Source organism: Streptomyces sp. NPDC058864 (assembly GCF_042742985.1).
Taxonomy (GTDB): Bacteria; Actinomycetota; Actinomycetes; order Streptomycetales; family Streptomycetaceae; genus Actinacidiphila.
Map to the genome: position 1 here is coordinate 128613 of NZ_JBHYMQ010000002.1, position 17738 is coordinate 146350.

The window sequence follows — 17738 nt, forward strand, 5'->3', positions numbered from 1 at the left end:
GAAAAGGAGCAGAACGGGCCCGGACGCTCTGGTCGTCCGGGCCCGTCGGATGTCGCTGCGGGACGAGGCTCAGGCCTCGGAGCCCTCACCCTTGGCGGTCTCGGCGTCCGCGTCCTCGGAGGTGGCCTGGACCGTCTCGCCGGTCTCGTCCTCCTCGTCCTCCAGGTCGACGACCTCGCCGTTGGTGTCCTTGACCGTGGCGGCCTCGACGACCAGGGCCAGCGCCTTGCCACGGGCGACCTCGCCGACGAGCAGCGGCACCTGGCCGCCCTCGACGACCGCCTGGGCGAACTGGTCCGGGCTCATGCCGGAGGAGGCGGCGCGGCGCATGAGGTGCTCGGTGAGCTCCTCCTGGTTGACCGAGAGCTTCTCGGTGTTGACGAGCTCGTCGAGGACGAACTGGGTCTTGATGCCCTTCTTCGCCTGCCCCTCGATCTCCTCGTCGTACTCCTCGCGGGTCTTGCCCTCGTTCTCGAGGAAGGAGTCCCAGTCCAGGCCCATGGCCGGGAACTGGTGGTGCTCGAGGTTGTGGACGCGGGTCTCGATCTCGTCCTTGAGGAGCTTCTCCGGCAGCGGGATCTCGACCAGCTCCAGGAGGGCGTCCAGCACCTTCTCCTGGGCCTGGGTGGCCTGGTCGTACTGCTTGATACGCTCCTGGCGCTTCACGGCGTCGGCGCGGAGCTCCTCGAGGGTGTCGAACTCGCTCGCCAGCTGGGCGAAGTCGTCGTCCAGCTCGGGCAGCTCGCGGGCCTGGACGGTGGTGACGTCCACCTTGACCTGGGCCTCCTTGCCAGCGGCGGAGCCGCCCTTGAGCTCGGAGGTGAAGGTGGCCGAGCCGCCGGCCTCCAGGCCGACGAGGGCCTCGTCGATGCCGTCGAGCAGCTGGCCGGAGCCGATGGTGTAGGTGACGCCGGAGGCGACGCCGTCCTCCAGCACCTCGCCCTCGACCGACGCCTCCAGGTCGATGACCACGACGTCGCCGTCGGCGGCGGCGCGCTCCACGACGGTGGTGGAGGCGAAGCGCTCCCGCAGCTGCTCCAGGGCCTTGTCGACGTCCTCGTCGGACACCTCGACGGCGTCGACGGTGACCTCGATGCCGGAGTAGTCCGGGATCTCGATGACCGGACGGATGTCCACCTCGGCGGTGAACTTCAGCTCCTGGCCGTCGTTGAACTCGGTGATGTCCACCTCGGGCTGGCCGAGGACGTTGAGCTCGCCCTCGTTGACCGCCTCCGTGTAGAACTTCGGCAGTGCGTCGTTGATGGCCTCTTCGAGGACCGCGCCACGGCCGAACCGCTGGTCGATGACGCGCGCGGGGATCTTGCCCTTACGGAAGCCCGGCACCGTGACCTGCTGGTTGATCTTCTTGTACGCCGCGTCGAGGCTGGGCTTGAGCTCCTCGAAGGGCACCTCGACAGTGAGTCGAACCCGGGTCGGGTTCAGAGTCTCGACGGCGCTCTTCACGGTTGGGTCTCCTTGGGGGCTTTACGTTGATGGGCGGCCGCTCGGCGATCATGCGGGGCGGCTGGTGTTCGACCTGGCTTTTCCGCGTATCGCGTGGCCGACGACCCATCCTACCGGTACCACAATCCTGCGGCCGGGCCTGCTCGGCAGGACGGCCGAGCACTGGTCGGGGTGGCCGGATTCGAACCGACGACCTTCCGCTCCCAAAGCGGACGCGCTACCAAGCTGCGCCACACCCCGTCGGTGCGACACGTAGAGTACATGCCTCCGCACACCCTGACGGCCAAATATGCCGTGCGTGGGAGCCGGGTCGATCGGCTACGATCTGATGTGCCAGACTGACTGGCCGTTGCGGGCGTAGCTCAATGGTAGAGCCCCAGTCTTCCAAACTGGCTACGCGGGTTCGATTCCCGTCGCCCGCTCTGCAGGACGTAGGCCCAGGTCAGGGGTGGATTCCCCCGGCCTGGGCCTACGTCGTTCACGGTCCGATCCGGGCCGCCGTGCCACACACGTGCCACACGGATCACGTCGGCCGTTGGCGAGCGGATTCGATGAGGGCACTCACGGCGTCGGCGATCACGCGTTCTCGCTGGGCGCTGGCGTGCTGATAGATCAACGCGGCACGGGGCGAGCTGTGCCCCATCCGGGTCATGAGTTCCTTCGTGCTGGCGCCCGTCGAGGCCGCCAAGGTGTTGCCGGTGTGGCGGAGGTCGTGGAAGTGCAGACCCTTGACGTTCACCGCCGCGCACGCCTTGCGCCACAACCTGTTGAAGTGGTTCCGCCGGGGCGTAGCGCCCTTGGGCCCTTTGAAGACACGCCCGTCCGGCCCGGTCTCGGCATAAATGCGCAGATGACTGACCACCTCGGCGTGGATCACGGCGGGAATGCCCACGGTCCGGGCGCCCGCTTCGCTCTTCGGCTGCTTGATCAGCCTTTGACCGCTCTGCAACTCGGCGACTGCCCGGCGCACGCGGATCGTCCCCGCGTCGATGTCGATGTCCCGCCGACGCAGGCCCACCAGTTCACCCCAACGGAGGCCGCACAAGGCCGCGATCAACACCAGAACGCGGTAGCGCGGCTGGATCGCTCCCGCCACGGCGTAGACCTCCGCCACGGTCGCAGTCGGGCGCTCAGGGGTTGGCGCCGTGCTCGCTCCTTTGATCCGGCACGGATTGCGGCGGATGACCCGGTCCTCGGCAGCCGTAGTCAGGATGGCCCTGAGCAGTGCATACGCTTTCGCAACGGTAGACGGCCCGACGCCCGCATCCAGCCGGTCAGCCCGCCAGGCCCGCACGCCGGCGGGGGTGATGTCGGCGACAGGGACCGCCTCGAAGGTCGGCCCCAAGTGCAGGCGGAGCAGTGACCCGTACAGCTCCGCCGTCCGCGGGCTCACACCCCGCTCAGCGATCCAGGTTCGGGCGTACACGCCAAACCGCACCGCGCCCACGTCAGGATCGATCCACTCACCTCGGCGCACTTCGGTCTGCTTGTCGGCCAGCCAGTCGTCCGCCTCCCGCTTCAGCCGGAAGGTGTTGGGCGCAGGACGCATCTGACCGTCCGGGCCCCGATAGCGAGCCTGATAGCGGCCCGAGGCGAGCTTGCGCACACTGCCGAACTGCCTTTTCTTCCCAGCCATTACGCCACCACCCGCAGACATGGAGCCGCAGCGGCCGGGCGTACCGTGTTCGACGCGATGAACGCGGACACGGCGCTCTCGGGGATGCGGACGTGGCGGCCGACCTTGACGAAGGCGATTCGGCGCTCCTCGATCAGACGGCGGGGGAAACGGACGCTGGTCCCCAGCAGTTCCGCGACTTCTTGCACGGTCAGGAGTCGATCCACGCTCACCACTCCCCCGGCTCATCGTCGGGCAAGTCGGCGAGTGCTTCGCGGGCGGTCTCGCGGTTGGTGCGGATGTCCCGGGCAATCGAGGCGGCGAGCCAGGACTCTCCCGGCGTGTGGCCGTGTCCGGCGTAGGTCCAGTGGGCGAGCACGAGCGTGGAACCCTCCAAGGTGTCGTCGGGGTCGGGTAAGCCGCGCTGCTGGCGTTCCTGGCGGGCGCGGTAGTCGGCGCGGACCTGGCGCAACGCGGTGAGGGTGGTGGAGTAGCGGCGGGATTTGGTGGAGAAGTGGCCGCGGAAGCCGAGCATGTGGGCCCACTGCGCGAGCTTGCGGTCCGGGTAGTGCGGGTCGAGGTCGAAGCACGCTTCGATCAGGCGGCGTGTGTGCGCGGGCAGATCGGTCAGCTTGTCCAGCTCCGCCAGTTCCCCAATGCGGCGGTCCACGGTGCCGGTGGTCTCGGCTGCTTTGGTGGCGTACTTGGCCACGTAGGCGGCGACGGCCTGTTCCGTCAGCTCCTGGCCGTCGTCGGCGCCGATGGGGCGGACGTCGACCTGCTTACCCCAGCGCAAGACGCGGGCCGGGTGGGTGCCGGCCACCGAGGGCAGCGGGACGGAGACCCGTCCGGCAGCGGCGCGGATCGCGGAATCCAGCAACGCCACAGTCGCCCATGGTGGCGGGGCGTCGTCGGGTCCGGCAGGGCCGTCGAGGCGGACGATGGCGTGGAAGTGCACGGCGCCGCGCTTTTGGTACTCGGCGACCTTGCCGAAGGAGACCCGGCACACCTCCTGCATGGCCGTCTGGGAGAGTCCGGCGCGGGCAGCGATCTCCCGGCGCAGATAGATGGTGAACCGGCGCCACAGGTCGCCCGCGTGGTTGTTCCACAGCACCGCACCCGCGTAGTCGTACCGCTCCGGATCCAAGGGCGTGCCGATCGCCGGGTCGTGCTCGCCGTGGGCGACGCCGCAGCGACAGCGGCCGGTGTCGGGGCGGTTGTGGACCGGCCCGAACGAGGGGGCCGTCAGGGTGGCGAAGACCTTGGGATGGGTGCGGACCGAGACCGGCACGTCCTTACGCTCATCCCCGGTCAGCCCCGCGCGGATCAGGTGGAAGGTATCGCCCGCGTAGGTCCAGGCGCACGAGGGGCAGCGAGAAGCACGGCGGTTGCCGCACGCCACCCGTAACCGGCCCCCAGGCTCCCCCTCGGTCGAGTACGAGTACAGGACTTCCCCGGACTTGGCGTCACGGGTGACGGTCAGTCCTTGCAGGTGGATCGGGTCGGCGCAGCCTCCGGTGCGCTGGACCTGTTCGCGCCAGCGCTCGAAGCCCGGATCATTGGCGACCCGAAGCGCGTCGGCCAGGGTCAGCGGCTCAGTGCCGCAGGCGGCCGCAACATCAGCCACGGCCGCCGGGGCAACCTGCGTCAAGGTCACGCGACCACCGCCATCACGGCATCCGGGACCAGGGCGCGCAGCCGTTCGATGTGGGCGGTGAAGCGGGCCTGCGTCCGGTCGCTGAGGCCCTGCGCGGGCAGGCTGGCCAGGGTGTACTCCTCCAGGCCCGAACCGACGCACGTCTCGCAGAAGATGCAGGGAGACAACTCCGCGGCCCAACCGGTCCCCTCGCAGTCCGCGCAGGGACCCCAGGGACGGGAGGTCAGCCAGTACAGGCAGTCGGCGGGGACGGCACACCGGGTCTCGCCGCAGGCCGGGCAACCGCGCCCGGAACCAGACCGGACAGTGAGAGCAGATTCAGGCATGATGGGAACTCCCCTTTGTGGGATCAGGGAGCGGCGCATCTGCTTGGCGGTAGGGGCGTCGCTCCTTCTCGTTGACCGAACGGCCGATGATCACTCTCAGGAGTGAAGCATCGACTAAGGGAAAGGTTATAACGAGTAGGACGACTTGCCAAGGGTGCGCTGAGGTCTATCTATCAGCGGTCAGGAGATGCATGGTCTACTTGTTCTATCGAGTAGACGGAGAGACCAGCGCGATGGCCACATTCCAGGGGCGACCGGCGTACTTGCAGATCGCCGACGACATCCGACAGCAGATCACCGGCGACACTCTGCGCGCCGGAGACAAGCTGCCGTCCGAGTCCGAACTGATGACCGACTACGGCGTATCGCGCATCGTGATCCGCAACGCGGTGGAAGTCCTGCAGAACGAAGGCTTGGTCATCAAGCAGCAGGGCCGGGGCACCTTCGTCCGCGAGCAACGCCCCATGCGCCGGCGGGTCCTCGGCGACCTCTACGGCAAGAGGCCGACCAGCTCACCCATGAAGCGCGCCACCGAAGCCGAGGGCCGCCGCTCCGAATGGGAGTACCAGAGCCGCCGCACCACGGCGACGAAGGCGATCGCCGAGCGTCTCGGCATCGAGCCGGGCGACCCGGTGACGCGGACCAACTACCGGTTCTTCGCAGACGACGAGCCCATCATGCTGTCCACCTCATACGAAGCACTCGCCACCACCGAGGGGACGCCCGTCGAGCAACCGGAAGGCGGTGCGATCACCGGCGTGGTCCCCCGCATGGACGCAATTGGGCTGCACATCACCCACGTGACCGAGGACGTGAACGCCCGAGCTCCGCGCCCATACGAGAGCGAGTCCTTGCAGATCGCGCCCGGCGTGCCCGTCATGGCGATCACCCGGACCTACTTCGCCGGAGAACGCCCGGTCGAGACGGCCGACATCATCGTCGCAGCCGATCGCTACACGCTGACCTACAACGTGCCAGTGCCAGCGGCCGACGGGGCTTGACCAGCCCTGTTACCGATTTCTCTACCTCATCAAGGCACCCGGCGTCGCTCACGCTCCGCCGGGCGCGCGGCCCGCGTCCGGCCGCGCCCACGCTCCTGCCTCCGTCCCGCTCGGCGCGCCGTCCGCCGCCACGCGCCCACAAGGTAGGCCGAGGGCATGAGGTCAGAACCGCGGCGGCTGGGGCGACCGGCACTCCGAGGCTTTACGCAGCCACCATGGGGCGAGCCTCGAAGATCGGGGCCCACATCGGGCTATTGCGGGCAGGCAAGGAGCCAGCCCGATTCGCGGCCAGCGTACGGGCCCCGATCTCTCGCCCCATGGCAGCTCCAGCCCAAAGCCTCTACGCACCAGCCGCGCGGTAGCGTGCGGGCGTGCGAACTGTCCGCGCCGATAGGTCACCAGCGTCACTGGCTCAGGTGGCCTTCGCTGAATTTTCGAGGGGAGGCGTCCTGGTGAGCGAGCAGCCCCTGGTCGAAAGGCTCCAGCACATCATGCCGCCGCACGAGGGCGCCGGCGACGTGGTGGACTGGCAAGCGGCCGAGAATTCTTGGGGGGTCGCTTTCCCCGCGGACTACAAGGAGTTCGTGGCCGTGTACGGAGCCGGAGAGGTCGACGCATTTCTGACATTCCTCACCCCAGGGCTGATCGACGCCCCGATCCCCTCGGACGGCATGGTGGAGGAAACGCGTCACGCGCGGCAGATGTGGCGCGAGTATCCATCGGAGCGGTCCGTCCCTGGGGATGCCGTGCCGCCGGTCATCGCGTGGGGTGTCAACGCGAGAAGTGACCTGCTGTGCTGGGTGACCACCGAGCGGGACCCGAGCGACTGGCCCGTGGCAGTGTGGAGCCGCGGCAACCTGGGATGGCACTTCTACGCCTGCGGCATGACTGAGTACGTCCTCCGTCTCTTCGAGGGGGAGTTCGACGACATGTGGAGCACCGCAGGCGGATTCCGTCGCTTCGTTCACGTGCGTGAGGCCCGTCGCCTGTGGGTAGCAGGAATCAACCCCGACACCGGTGAGCCCAATCCATACGCGGATATGTTCGGTCCTCCGCCGTGGCTTTCCGGCTCCGGGTGATCTGCAAGAGTCCTCGCACGCCTCCTGGCCTACGGTTGGCTGGTGCCCGCTCACTCGTAGACGCGGGCAACCCAAGCTGGGCCGTCTACGGGCCGTCCCGGGACGCACAACGACGACCCCGCTGACAACCGTTGACCACTCGTTCGCAGGCCACAGCATTGATCGCCGAAGTAGGCCCAGGTCGGCGTGCCCCCGGATCACTTCCAGAAGAACTGACGGGCGGAAGGGAGCAAGATGACCTCGGTACGTTTCGAAGGACTGACCTCTTGACGATCTTCTTCTGCTCGAAGTGCGGTGGCGCCCTCACTCCCGACCTCGTAGAACTTTCGAGTGTTCCGGAGGTAGCTCCCTCAGCCGACGGCCGGGACGAGAAGTCTCGGCTGGATCATTCGACGGTGCCACGGGGTCACTATGCGATTGACCCGTTGCCCTGGGGCGCACCCTACGTTCCAGCAGGCACGGAGGAGCAGCTTGAACCACCCGGGAGAAGGCTTCTCATGGTCGACAGCCACCGATTGGTGTCGGCAGGTCCGCGGAACACCGTTGTCATCCACCCCGAGGACGCACCTACCCTTCACCCGTTCCTCCAAGGGGACAACAACCTCGGTTGCTGCGGGCCAACTGGCGCACACGGACCCAACCGGAGCTGTCCGTGCGGCTCACGTCTGGCCACGCTCGCAGCCGACTGTATGGGGCCGTGCGAACTCCACCTCGATCCCGTTCGGGTCTACGCCTGGAACGACGACGCGCAGCCATCCTGAAACGCGCGTGCCACAGCCGTGCCAGGTGAGGCGGTGCCGAGCGGGGAGCCACGGGGAACAGCGGCAAGAGCGCCACGCTGCCGCAGGTCAGCGTCTGCCCAGGTGGGGCATGGTTCGCAGCCTCAGTCTTCCAAACTGGCTACGCGGGTTCGATTCCCGTCGCCCGCTCTGCAGGCAAAGGCCCAGGTCAGGGGAGTACCTCCCCGGACCTGGGCCTTTGTGTTCCCCGGCTGCACCGGCCGCCCCGGCCGCCCGCGCGCGGTTCCGGCGGGGTTCCGGGGCGATTCCGGCGCGGGGATGCCCCTTCTTCGCCCCGCCGCGACGACACGCCCGGCGGTGCGGGTCTTCGCGGCCGTCCTGCGGGTACGCCCGTGCGCTCGCCGGCAGGACCGGTCGACTCACCCCATCGGGGGGTGCCCGAGGCGACGGCACATGCCGTCCGGGCGGACGCCCGCGGTGGTCGACCCGGTCGGCGCCGCCGTCGAGTTGGGGGACACGGGGCGCGCTCCGGAGAGGTCCGGAACGTCGTCACGAGGACTTCGCCGGGCTCTGCTCCTCGAGCCAGTCGGCGAACGTCAGGGTGCCGCGGGGGCCGGGACCGGTCGGCAGCAGGCCGCCCTTCCTCATCGCGCCGGGGAAGTAGAGGGGCGCGACCGGCCGCCGGCGCGCGCCGCCCGCGGCGACGAGGCGCCGGGCCAGATCGACCAGGGACTCGACCTGCGGGCCCGCGAATTCGGGGGCCATCCCCCGCGGCCGTTCGAGCGCGAGGCCGACGAGGGCCTCGGCCACTTCCCGTACGGCGACGGGCTGGACCGGCGCCGTCGGCACCAGGGCGATCGGTCCGGGGACACCGCTCAGCGCCTGCCCCACGAACTCGTGGAACTGCGTCGCCCGCATGACGGTCCAGGGCACCGCGCCCGCCCGGATGATCTCCTCCTGCCGCAACTTGCCCGTGTAGTACGGGTGCCCGACCCGGTCGACGCCCACGATCGACGGCGTCACGAGGTGCCCGACCCCGGCGCGCTCGGCGGCCGCGGCGAGGTTCAGCCCCGCCTTCTCGAAGAAGCCCACGGCCACGGACTTGCGGTTCGTGGTCACGTTGCTGACGTCGATCACCACCTCGGCGCCGGTCAGCGCCGCTTCCAGCCCCGACCCGCTGACCAGGTCGACGCCCTGTCCGCGGGACAGCACCACGGGCTCGTGTCCCCGGGCGCGCACCGCCTCCACCACGAACCGTCCGGCCACGCCGGTACCACCGGCAACCGCGATCTTCATGACTGCTCCCGTCCGCTCGGCGCCGCGCGAGAGCGGGGGCAACGGGCCGCACCCTCCACGTCGGCTCCTCTATGGTTACGAACGCGACGGTATCATTCAATACCAGTTTAGGGCGGCGATGACGGCCCCGGCCGGCGCCCCGGGCACCGCGCCGCCCCGGGACCGCGGATCCCCGGACCGGGCGTCTCCGCATGCGTGGGCGCCGGAGTCTGCGCAGGCTGGGAGGTGTGCCGGTGATCCACGGTGAGGAACGATGATCGTTACGGTGGTGTCGATGCCCGAGGGCACCGCCGCCCGCGCCGCCGTGTCGGAGGCGCGTGAGCGTCTGGCGGCGTGCCGGTTCCTGCTCGTGGACATCGAGGTGCCCGGCGAAGGGCCGCCCGACGAGCCGCCGATCGCCCGCGAACTCGGCCTGGACGCCGAGGACCTGGCGTGGCTGGGCCGGGAGGGCGAGGCGGCACGGGCGGAGTTCCACGGGGACAACGCCCGGTTCGTCGTTCCCGTCATCGACGACGGCGAGGTCGTCCACGTCCACGCCTTCGTGACCGAGCGGTACCTGGTCACCGTCCACCGGGGGCCGGACACGCTCGTCGGGCGGTTCATCGCCCGGCTGCCGCACGAACGTCCCGCGGACTCCACCGGCGCGCTGTTCCTGCTGCTGGAGGACGCCCTGGAGACCTTCCGCAAGTCCTCCGTGGAGGCGCTGCTGCAGGTGGAGGACCTCGAGGACGAGATGTTCGAGAGCCGGCACCCGCAGCAGGTGTACCGGCTGGCGCGGCTGCGGCGGCGGGCGGCCCTGCTGCACCACGCCCTGCTGCCGTTCCTGCAGGCGACCGACGAGACCATCACCCGGCGGATGATGAGCGGCAGCTTCCCCGAGGAGCGGCAGCGGCTCGCCGCCTCCTACCAGCGGGCCGCGCGGATGGTGCTCACCAGCATCGAGTCGCTCCAGGACGCGGCGCGGCGGGCCTTCGCCAGTTACTCCTCCCTCGTGTCCGGCGAGCAGAACGGCGTGATCAACCGGCTGGCCATCGTGTCGACGATCTTCCTTCCGCTGACCTTCCTGACCGGCTTCTTCGGCATGAACTTCACCTACATGACGGACGAGTTGGAGAGCAGGATCGTCTTCTGGCTGCTCGCCGTGGGACTGCAGGCGGCCGTCATGCTCGTCGCCGTCTACGTGCTGCACCGCACCCGCATCTGGCGCAAGCTGCGCGACGACGGGCGCGACGAGGGATGAACGCCTCACTACATTGGCGGCATGGAGATCTGGATCAACCCCGCGTGCTCGAAGTGCCGCTCCGCGCTGCACCTGCTGGACGAGGAGGGCGCGCGGTACACCGTGCGCCGCTACCTGGAGGACCCGCCGGACGCCGAGGAGATCCGCGCGGTGCTGGAGCGGCTCGGGCTGGAGCCGTGGGACATCGTGCGGACCCAGGAGGCCGAGGCGAAGGAGCTGGGCCTGAAGGAGTGGCCGCGCGAGCCGGGTGAGCGGGAGCGCTGGATCGGGGCGCTGGCGGCGCACCCGCGGCTGATCCAGCGTCCGATCATCACCGCCGAGGACGGCACGGCGGTCGTCGCCCGCTCCGACGAGGCGGTGCGGGACGCCCTCGGCCGCGTCCCGGGCACGGCCGGGAACCCCGCCTAGAGCACGTGCGGCCCGGCGACGGTGGACGCACCGGGGCGGCCGGGGCGCCCGAGCGGTCACCGGCCGGCCCGGGACCGGGGCTCCGGGGGGAACCTCGACGACCCCGCCTAGCCGACGGGCACGCCCCGCGGACCCTTGATCCGCTTCATGATCATCTGCGAGTTCACCTCGCTGACGCCCGGCAGGGCGATCAGCTTCTCGGTCCAGAAGCGCTCGTAGGCGTCGCTGTCGGCCACCGCGATCCGCAGCAGGCAGCCGGGGGCGCCGTAGAGCCGGTAGGCCTCGACGATGTCGGGGATGGCCTGCACCTGCTCCTCGAAGGCGGCGACGGACTCGCGGTCCCGCCGCACCTCGACGGAGGCGAAGACCTCGAAGCCGCGGCCGACGGCGGCCGGGTCGACGACCGCCCGGTAGCTCTGGATCACCCCGTCCTCCTCCAGCTGGCGTACCCGGCGCAGGCAGGGAGAGGGGGTGAGGCCGACCCGGGCGGCCAGCTCCTGGTTGGTGAGCCGGCCGTCGGCCTGGAGTTCGCGCAAGATTCTTCTGTCAATGGCGTCCATGAGGGCGATAGATACCACGTATGGCAGGTCTACGCGGGCTGATTGGCAATCCGATGCCAGCGATCACCGCATATCCTTGCCGTGGAGGATCGGGCGAACGCACGAGCGAGGGAAACGTGAAGCACATCGTCGTGATCGGCACCGGCGGCACGATCGCCAGCCGGTGGCAGGGGGCCGGGTACGCGGCCGAGGCCGCCGGCCACGAGGTGCTCGCGGCGGGTGCCGTCCCCGAGGGCGTCGAGGTGACCGTCCGCGACCTGTTCACCGTGAACAGCTCGCGGCTGACCTCCGCCCACCAACTGGAGCTGCTGCGGACGGTCCACGAGGTGCTGGCGGACCCGGCCGTGGACGGCGTCGTGGTGACGCACGGCACCGACACCATGGAGGAGTCGGCCTTCCTCCTCGACCTCCACCACGACGACCGGCGCCCGGTGGTCTTCACCGGTGCCCAGCTGCCGCTGGACTCCGTGGACGGGGACGCGGCGGGCAACCTCTACGACGCGCTGCTGACCGCGGCGACCGGCCAGGACATCGGCGTGGTCATCGCCTTCGGCGGCTTCGTGCACGCCGCCCGGGGCACGGTCAAGGCGCACACCCTGGACGTCCGGGCCTTCGCCGACCCCTCGGGACGGCCGCTGGGCCGGGTGAAGTTCGGCGAGATCGCCTGGAACGCCCCGCGGCCGCGCGCCGCGGCGCTGCCGCTGCCGGACCCCGGCACGACGGCACCGCGCGTCGACGTCGTGATGCACCACGTGGACGCCGATCCCGTGCTCTTCGACGCCGCTCTGGGCGCGGGGGCCCAGGGGATCGTGCTGGTCGGCACCGGGGCGGGCAACGCGACGCCCGACTTCGCCGCGGCGGTGCGCCGCGCGGTGGACGCCGGCGTGCTGGTCGCCGTGAGCACCCGGGTGGCGGCCGGGCCGGTGGCCCCGATGTACACCGGGGGCGGCGCGGTGGACCTCGCCGCGGCCGGCGGCGTGCTGGCCGGGACGCTGCGTGCGGGCCAGGCCCGCATCGCCGTGCTGGCGGCGCTGCTGGCCGCGCAGGGCCCCGAGGAGCGCGCCGCCGCGCTGCGCCGCATCATCGGGACGGCCGAGGACCGTACGCCGGCCGCCGCCTGACTCCCCGTCACCCGGTGCGGCCACCGCGCCGGGTGACGGGTGACCTGTGACGGGTGACGGGTGACGCTCAGAGGTTTATCTGGTTGATCGTGTCGGCCAGCGAGTCCAGGAACTTGTTGATCGCCGGGGCCATGCCCGTGGAGGCAAGGAAGAAGCCGAAGAGCGCGGCGATGATCGCCGGGCCGACCTTCAGTGTCTTGCCCCTTATCAGGACGACCATGATGATCGCCAACAACAGCACCACGGACAGGGAGATGGCCACTGGGGATCACATCCTCGGTCTGACGCCTCACCGTTCCGGGGGGAGCCAGGCAGCCGCACCCCCGCGACGTCCATCGTGCCACCTGCCACCGACACCGTGACCCCGCGGGACACCCCTTCCCCGCGCGCCGGGGTCGCACACCTGTGACACAGGACATCGCGATCACTTCTGATCACTTCGGATGAGGCGAATCTCGCAATTGCACGGCACGTTCGAGTGAATTCCTCCAACCTATTTCCCCGCATGTGCACTTGCCACACAAACGATCATCAAAAAACCTGCACAGACGTCAACTCGTCTGCCGATATGCCCTGTTCAACCCTTATATGACCTCCCATAGCGGTACGGAACAGGCAGTGGCATGACACATGTATTACCGGGTAGCAGCGTCGCGACCGCCTTTCCGGCCGAAAATTTACTCAGGCAGAGGCGCCCGCTATGGTGCATCAAATGTTCCGGCTCCCCCACACGAACACCCTGTCCCTCGGCAGGACCCGTACCGGGAATTCCGTTCTCCCCGCTCCGCGCAAGGAGGTCTCCCGCGGCACCGGGCAGGCCGCTCCGGCGAGGTCCTCCGCCCCTGCCGCGTCCTCCCCACCGCCGTCGGCCGGGCGGGAACCGTTCTTCGACAACGCCAAATACCTCGCCATCGTCCTGGTCGCGATGGGCCACGCCTGGGAACCGCTCACCGGGCACAGCAGGGCCGCCGGCGCGCTCTACCTCTTCGTCTACGCCTTCCACATGCCGGCCTTCATCGTCATCTCCGGCTACTTCTCACAGAGTTTCGACGCCCGCCCGGACCGCGTCAGGAGACTGATCACCGGCGTCGCGGTTCCCTACGTGCTCTTCGAAGCCGCGTACTCCCTCTTCAGGAACTGGGCGGACGACTCGACGGCGCCGGTCAGCCTGCTCGACCCCTGGTACCTCACCTGGTTCCTCGTCGCCCTCTTCATCTGGCGCCTCACCGCCCCCATCTGGCGGATCGTCCGGCACCCGGTCGCGGTCGCCCTGGTGATCGCGGCCCTCGCGTCCCTCTCCCCCGGCATCGGCGACGACCTGGAACTCCAGCGTGTCCTGCAGTTCCTGCCGTTCTTCGTGCTCGGCATGTGCCTGAAGGCCGGGCACTTCCGCCTCGTGCGGCGCCGGGCGGTGCGCGTGCTGTCCCTTCCGGTCGGGCTCGCCGCGCTGACCGTGTCCTACTGGGTGGTGCCCCGGATGAACAGGGGGTGGTTCTACCACCGTGCCAGTGCCCAGGAACTGGGCGCGCCCTGGTGGGTGGGACCGGTCATGACACTGGCGCTGTTCGGCTGCTCCCTGGCACTGTCCGTGTGTTTCTTCGCCTGGGTGCCGCGCCGCCGCATGTGGTTCACGGCACTGGGTGCGGGCACGCTCTACGGCTACCTGCTGCACGGTTTCGTCGCCAAGGGCTCGCGCTTCGGCGACTGGTACGACCACGACTGGGTCCACACCCCGCCGGGCCAGGTCGCGGTGACCGCGATCGCCGTCGTGGTGGTCACCGCGTTGTGCACCCCGCCGGTGCAGCGGCTGTTCCGCTTCGCGATGGAACCGAGGATGTCCTGGGCGTTCCGGCCTGCGCCTAGTCCCGGCACACGATGAGCAGGGCGCGGTCGTCGTTGACGTCCTTGGCGACCGCCTCGATGAGCTGCCAGGCCGCGCCGCGGAAGCCGTGCGCCACGTACCGGTCGGCCTCGCCGATCAGCCGGTCGATGCCCTCCGTGAGGTCGCGGCCGGCGGCCTCGACCAGGCCGTCGGTGAAGAGCAGCAGGACGTCGCCGGAGCGCAGGGTGCCCTTCACGCTGTTGAATTCGGCGCCGTCGTACACCCCCAGCAGCGGGCCCTCGGCCGCCTTCTCCTCCCAGCGGCCGGTGCCCGCGCTGAGCTGCATGCCCGGCAGGTGGCCCGCGGAGAGCAGCTCGTAGTCGCCGGTCTCCACGTCGAGCACCAGGTGGACGGAGGTGGCGAAGCCCTCCTCCCAGTTCTGCCGGAGCAGGTAGCCGTTGGCGGCCGTGAGGAAGGCGTGCGGCGGCAGGGAGCCGAGCAGGCCGCCGAAGGCGCCGGACAGCAGGAGCGCGCGCGAGCCGGCGTCCATGCCCTTGCCCGACACGTCGGTGAGGACGGCCTCCAGGATCCGGCCGCCGGAGGTGCGGGTGGCCACCACGAAGTCACCGGAGAAGGACTGGCCGCCGGCCGGCCGCAGCGCCATCTCGGCGTGCCAGCCGTCGGGCAGCCGCGGCAGCCTGCTCTGCACCCGGATGCGTTCGCGCAGGTCGAAGAGCATCGTGCCGCCGCGCATCCAGGGCACGCCGACCCTGGCGCGGAACTGCGCGACGATCAGCCCCGCCAGCGCCACCGCCGCCACGACGAGCACGGTGCCCGGGGTGACCCGGCCGACGCCCTCGCGGTACGGGCCGAGGACGGCGGACTCCACGACCAACGCGGCGGCGCTGGCCCCGTACAGCAGCAGGAGGCTGGAGGGGCGCAGCAGCAGGCCGCCGACGAGGACGGGCAGCACCAGGGTGGTGGGCGGGCACCACTGCGGGGCCAGCACCGTGCCCCAGGCGATCAGGGGCACGCTGATCGTCAGGACGGTCAGGGCGAGCCAGTCGGCCGCGTCGCCGCGGAAGTAGTCCACGGCGGATTTGCGCAGGCCGACCCGGGCCCGGTGGACCGTCCTGCGCCACCGGGCCCTGAATCCGTCTCCTACCGGGCGTCGTGCCATCTTCCCGGCGACCCTATCCACCCTCACCCGTTCTCCGCATCGGAGGTGCCCCTCATGGTGTGCCGATTCGCCTCGGCGACCGGCGAAAACCGCTCGCCCACCCCCGGGGCGGCTGGTAGGCAGGGCACATGACGGTGGAGTTGCGGGTTCTCGAGTCCGAACAGTGGGACGAGTGGTTCAGCACGCTGGAACGCGCTTTCGGCAGCGCGCGCGAGCCTGCGGAGGAGCGGGAGTTCGACCGCGGTGTGACCGAGCTCTCCCGGTCGATCGCGGCATGGGACGGCACGGAGGTCGTCGGCACGGCGGGGGCGTTCTCCTTCCGCATGACCGTGCCGGGCGGCGCGGTGGTCCCGGCGGCCGGCGTCACCATGGTCAGCGTCGCCTCGACGCACCGCCGGCGCGGGCTGCTGACCTCGATGATGCGGCGGCAACTGGACGAGGTGCGCGAACGGGGGGAGCCCCTGGCGGTGCTCACGGCCTCCGAGCCGGCCATCTACGGCCGGTACGGCTACGAGGTCGCCACCCGCCAGATGTCCCTGGAGGTCGACACCCTGCGCGCGGGTCTCACGGTGCCCGCTGGCGCCGACGAGGTCACGCTGCGCTTCGCCGGCCCCGAGGAGTCCCTGGCGGCCTGCGAGGAGGTCTACGCGCGGCTGGTGCCCACCCGGCCGGGCATGCTGGAGCGGCGGCCGAACTGGCAGCGCAAGGGCGTGCTCGACCCGGAGGCGTACCGGGACGGCGCGTCGAACCTGCTCTGCGTGGTCGCCGAGCGGGACGGCGAGGTGCGCGGCTACGCGCGGTACGCGATGAAGTCCGCCTGGAACGCGGTCGGCCCCGACGGAACGGTGGTGCTGCGCGACCTCGAGGCCCTGGATCCGGACACATGTGCGGCGCTGTGGCGCTACCTCTTCGGCATCGACCTCACCTGCCGCATCACCTCCCGCAACCGTCCCGCCGACGACCCGGTCCTGCACCTGGTCGACGACGTCCGCCGCTGCGGCGTGCGCTTCAGGGAGGGCCTGCTGCTGCGCCCGGTCGAGGTGGGCGCGGCCCTGTCGGCCCGTACCTACGCGGCCCCGCTGGACGTCGTGCTGGAGGTCTCGGACCCCTTCTGCCCGTGGAACGAGGGCCGCTGGCGGCTCGGCGGCGACGCCAAGGGCGCCGTCTGCGAGCGCACCACCGACGCCGCCGACCTGACGCTGTCGGTACGCGAGCTCGGAGCGGCCTACCTGGGCGACGTCTCGCTGACCGCGCTCGCGCGGGCCGGCCGCGTACGGGAGGTGCGGCAGGGAGCGCTGCGGGAGGCCGCGGTGGCCTTCGGCGGTGATGTCGCCCCCTGGCTGCCGCACGGTTTCTAGGGCGGGCACGGGGGCCCGGTGACGGTTCCCCGGCACGGGCGGGGCCGGCGTCAGTTCGCGGCGGGCTGGCAGGAGGGGCACCAGAAGAGGTTGCGCGCCACCAGGGAGGCGGTGCGCACCTCGGTGCCGCACAGGTGGCACGGCATCCCGGCGCGGCGGTAGACGTAGACCTCGCCGCCGTGGTCGTCGACGCGCGGCGGACGGCCCATGGCCTCGGGGGTGTGCTCGGGGCGGACGGTGTCGATGCGGTTGTTGCGCACGCCCTCGCGCATCAGGGCCACCAGATCGGCCCAGATCGCGTCCCATCGCGCGCGGTCCAGGTCCCGTCCGGCCAGATACGGGTCGATGCCGTGGCGGAAGAGGACCTCGGCGCGGTAGACGTTGCCGACGCCGGCGACGACCTTCTGGTCCATCAGCAGCGCCGCGACGCTGGTGCGGCTGCGGGCCACGCGGGCCCAGGCGCGCTCCCCGGTGTCGGCCGGCCGGAGCGGGTCCGGGCCGAGCCGGTCGTGTATCGCCTGCTTCTCGGCCCCGGTGATCAGCTCGCAGGCGGTCGGCCCGCGCAGGTCGGCGTGGTGCTCGTCGTCGGCCAGGCGAAGCCTGACCTGGCCGACCGGGGCCCCGCCGGGACCGGTGCCGAAGCCGAACTTCCCGTACAGCCCGAGGTGGACGTGGACCCAGCCGACCGGGCCGAAGCCCAGGAAGAGGTGCTTGCCGTGGGCCTCCGCGGACTCCATGACGGTGCCGTCCAGGAGGGCGGCGCCGTCGGAGAACTTGCCCTGCGGACTGCTCGCGCGGACCACGCGTCCGCCGAAGCGTTCCGCGTGGTCCGCGGCGAGGCGGTGGATCGTGTGCCCCTCGGGCATGCCCG

General features: G+C 70.5%; 17 protein-coding genes and 2 tRNA genes. 8 read left to right on the forward strand and 11 right to left on the reverse strand.

Annotated features, from left to right (window positions below; genetic code table 11):
* Window positions 1-69: 69 nt before the first annotated feature.
* Window positions 70-1464, reverse strand: a complete 1395-nt coding sequence (gene tig, locus ACFW3D_RS02225) for a trigger factor (RefSeq protein WP_500500359.1) — start codon at window positions 1462-1464, stop codon at window positions 70-72.
* 163 nt (window positions 1465-1627) lie between these two features.
* Window positions 1628-1704, reverse strand: a tRNA-Pro gene (locus ACFW3D_RS02230).
* A gap of 111 nt (window positions 1705-1815) precedes the next feature.
* Here ACFW3D_RS02230 and ACFW3D_RS02235 point away from each other — a divergent pair.
* Window positions 1816-1886: transfer RNA gene (locus tag ACFW3D_RS02235), tRNA-Gly, on the forward strand.
* 101 nt (window positions 1887-1987) lie between these two features.
* On the opposite strand, the gene ACFW3D_RS02240 is transcribed toward ACFW3D_RS02235, so the two are convergent.
* The 4 genes from ACFW3D_RS02240 to ACFW3D_RS02255 are packed head-to-tail and all read right to left on the reverse strand — an operon-like array spanning window position 1988 to window position 5062.
* Entirely contained in the window at window positions 1988-3100 is a 1113-nt protein-coding gene (locus ACFW3D_RS02240; protein WP_500500361.1) for a tyrosine-type recombinase/integrase, read from the reverse strand.
* The gene (locus ACFW3D_RS02245) at window positions 3100-3315 is read right to left on the reverse strand and encodes a helix-turn-helix domain-containing protein (RefSeq protein WP_500500363.1); all 216 of its coding nucleotides are present in this window, start codon (window positions 3313-3315) and stop codon (window positions 3100-3102) included. The genes ACFW3D_RS02240 and ACFW3D_RS02245 overlap by 1 nt, the downstream gene beginning before the upstream one ends.
* A complete protein-coding gene (gene repSA, locus ACFW3D_RS02250) occupies window positions 3309-4706 on the reverse strand; it encodes a replication initiator protein RepSA (protein WP_500500365.1) in 1398 nt (465 codons plus the stop codon). Before repSA ends, ACFW3D_RS02245 begins: the two co-directional genes overlap by 7 nt.
* Before the next feature lie 26 nt (window positions 4707-4732).
* Window positions 4733-5062 (reverse strand): hypothetical protein, encoded by a 330-nt coding sequence (locus tag ACFW3D_RS02255; protein WP_500500367.1) that lies wholly within the window; start codon window positions 5060-5062, stop codon window positions 4733-4735.
* A gap of 191 nt (window positions 5063-5253) precedes the next feature.
* On the opposite strand from ACFW3D_RS02255, the gene ACFW3D_RS02260 reads away from it, so the two are divergent.
* On the forward strand, window positions 5254-6063 hold the full coding sequence (locus tag ACFW3D_RS02260) for a GntR family transcriptional regulator (RefSeq protein ID WP_500500368.1): 810 nt from the start codon (window positions 5254-5256) through the stop codon (window positions 6061-6063).
* A gap of 452 nt (window positions 6064-6515) precedes the next feature.
* Window positions 6516-7142 (forward strand): SMI1/KNR4 family protein, encoded by a 627-nt coding sequence (locus ACFW3D_RS02265; RefSeq protein WP_500500369.1) that lies wholly within the window; start codon window positions 6516-6518, stop codon window positions 7140-7142.
* Between the two features lie 1289 nt (window positions 7143-8431).
* Here the strand turns inward: ACFW3D_RS02265 and ACFW3D_RS02270 are convergent.
* Complete coding sequence (locus ACFW3D_RS02270; protein ID WP_500500371.1) at window positions 8432-9178, reverse strand: SDR family oxidoreductase; 747 nt, start codon at window positions 9176-9178, stop codon at window positions 8432-8434.
* Between the two features lie 274 nt (window positions 9179-9452).
* Here ACFW3D_RS02270 and ACFW3D_RS02275 point away from each other — a divergent pair, with 274 nt between their 5' ends.
* Window positions 9453-10418, forward strand: a complete 966-nt coding sequence (locus tag ACFW3D_RS02275) for a magnesium transporter CorA family protein (RefSeq protein WP_500500373.1) — start codon at window positions 9453-9455, stop codon at window positions 10416-10418.
* Between the two features lie 21 nt (window positions 10419-10439).
* The gene (locus ACFW3D_RS02280; RefSeq protein WP_500500376.1) at window positions 10440-10826 is read left to right on the forward strand and encodes an arsenate reductase family protein; all 387 of its coding nucleotides are present in this window, start codon (window positions 10440-10442) and stop codon (window positions 10824-10826) included.
* A gap of 107 nt (window positions 10827-10933) precedes the next feature.
* On the opposite strand, the gene ACFW3D_RS02285 is transcribed toward ACFW3D_RS02280, so the two are convergent.
* A complete protein-coding gene (locus ACFW3D_RS02285; protein WP_500500378.1) occupies window positions 10934-11386 on the reverse strand; it encodes an Lrp/AsnC family transcriptional regulator in 453 nt (150 codons plus the stop codon).
* Between the two features lie 116 nt (window positions 11387-11502).
* On the opposite strand from ACFW3D_RS02285, the gene ACFW3D_RS02290 reads away from it, so the two are divergent.
* Window positions 11503-12507, forward strand: coding sequence for an asparaginase (locus ACFW3D_RS02290; protein WP_500500380.1), 1005 nt, complete (start codon window positions 11503-11505; stop codon window positions 12505-12507).
* 67 nt (window positions 12508-12574) lie between these two features.
* On the opposite strand, the gene ACFW3D_RS02295 is transcribed toward ACFW3D_RS02290, so the two are convergent.
* A complete protein-coding gene (locus ACFW3D_RS02295; protein WP_500500382.1) occupies window positions 12575-12769 on the reverse strand; it encodes a hypothetical protein in 195 nt (64 codons plus the stop codon).
* A gap of 450 nt (window positions 12770-13219) precedes the next feature.
* On the opposite strand from ACFW3D_RS02295, the gene ACFW3D_RS02300 reads away from it, so the two are divergent.
* Window positions 13220-14386 (forward strand): acyltransferase family protein, encoded by a 1167-nt coding sequence (locus ACFW3D_RS02300; protein ID WP_500500384.1) that lies wholly within the window; start codon window positions 13220-13222, stop codon window positions 14384-14386.
* Here ACFW3D_RS02300 and ACFW3D_RS02305 read toward each other — a convergent pair.
* Window positions 14367-15509: a SpoIIE family protein phosphatase gene (locus tag ACFW3D_RS02305; RefSeq protein WP_500500386.1), complete on the reverse strand. Its 1143-nt coding sequence runs from the start codon at window positions 15507-15509 to the stop codon at window positions 14367-14369. The genes ACFW3D_RS02300 and ACFW3D_RS02305 overlap by 20 nt on opposite strands.
* Window positions 15510-15637: 128 nt before the next feature.
* Here ACFW3D_RS02305 and ACFW3D_RS02310 point away from each other — a divergent pair, with 128 nt between their 5' ends.
* Window positions 15638-16867: a GNAT family N-acetyltransferase gene (locus tag ACFW3D_RS02310; protein WP_500500387.1), complete on the forward strand. Its 1230-nt coding sequence runs from the start codon at window positions 15638-15640 to the stop codon at window positions 16865-16867.
* A 50-nt stretch (window positions 16868-16917) separates the two neighbouring features.
* Here ACFW3D_RS02310 and ACFW3D_RS02315 read toward each other — a convergent pair whose 3' ends face one another.
* A complete protein-coding gene (locus ACFW3D_RS02315; RefSeq protein WP_500500389.1) occupies window positions 16918-17733 on the reverse strand; it encodes an Fpg/Nei family DNA glycosylase in 816 nt (271 codons plus the stop codon).
* Between the last annotated feature and the right edge of the window lie 5 nt (window positions 17734-17738).

What these genes read in the sequence shown, in the direction of transcription:
- ACFW3D_RS02310 (WP_500500387.1), top strand. Translation starts at nt 15,638, where the DNA reads ATGACGGTGGAGTTGCGGGTTCTCGAGTCCGAACAGTGGGACGAGTGG.
- ACFW3D_RS02305 (WP_500500386.1), bottom strand. Translation starts at nt 15,509, where the DNA reads ATGGCACGACGCCCGGTAGGAGACGGATTCAGGGCCCGGTGGCGCAGG.
- ACFW3D_RS02285 (WP_500500378.1), bottom strand. Translation starts at nt 11,386, where the DNA reads ATGGACGCCATTGACAGAAGAATCTTGCGCGAACTCCAGGCCGACGGC.
- ACFW3D_RS02270 (WP_500500371.1), bottom strand. Translation starts at nt 9,178, where the DNA reads ATGAAGATCGCGGTTGCCGGTGGTACCGGCGTGGCCGGACGGTTCGTG.
- ACFW3D_RS02300 (WP_500500384.1), top strand. Translation starts at nt 13,220, where the DNA reads ATGTTCCGGCTCCCCCACACGAACACCCTGTCCCTCGGCAGGACCCGT.
- ACFW3D_RS02280 (WP_500500376.1), top strand. Translation starts at nt 10,440, where the DNA reads ATGGAGATCTGGATCAACCCCGCGTGCTCGAAGTGCCGCTCCGCGCTG.
- ACFW3D_RS02255 (WP_500500367.1), bottom strand. Translation starts at nt 5,062, where the DNA reads ATGCCTGAATCTGCTCTCACTGTCCGGTCTGGTTCCGGGCGCGGTTGC.
- ACFW3D_RS02240 (WP_500500361.1), bottom strand. Translation starts at nt 3,100, where the DNA reads ATGGCTGGGAAGAAAAGGCAGTTCGGCAGTGTGCGCAAGCTCGCCTCG.
- ACFW3D_RS02315 (WP_500500389.1), bottom strand. Translation starts at nt 17,733, where the DNA reads ATGCCCGAGGGGCACACGATCCACCGCCTCGCCGCGGACCACGCGGAA.
- ACFW3D_RS02260 (WP_500500368.1), top strand. Translation starts at nt 5,254, where the DNA reads ATGGTCTACTTGTTCTATCGAGTAGACGGAGAGACCAGCGCGATGGCC.
- ACFW3D_RS02275 (WP_500500373.1), top strand. Translation starts at nt 9,453, where the DNA reads ATGCCCGAGGGCACCGCCGCCCGCGCCGCCGTGTCGGAGGCGCGTGAG.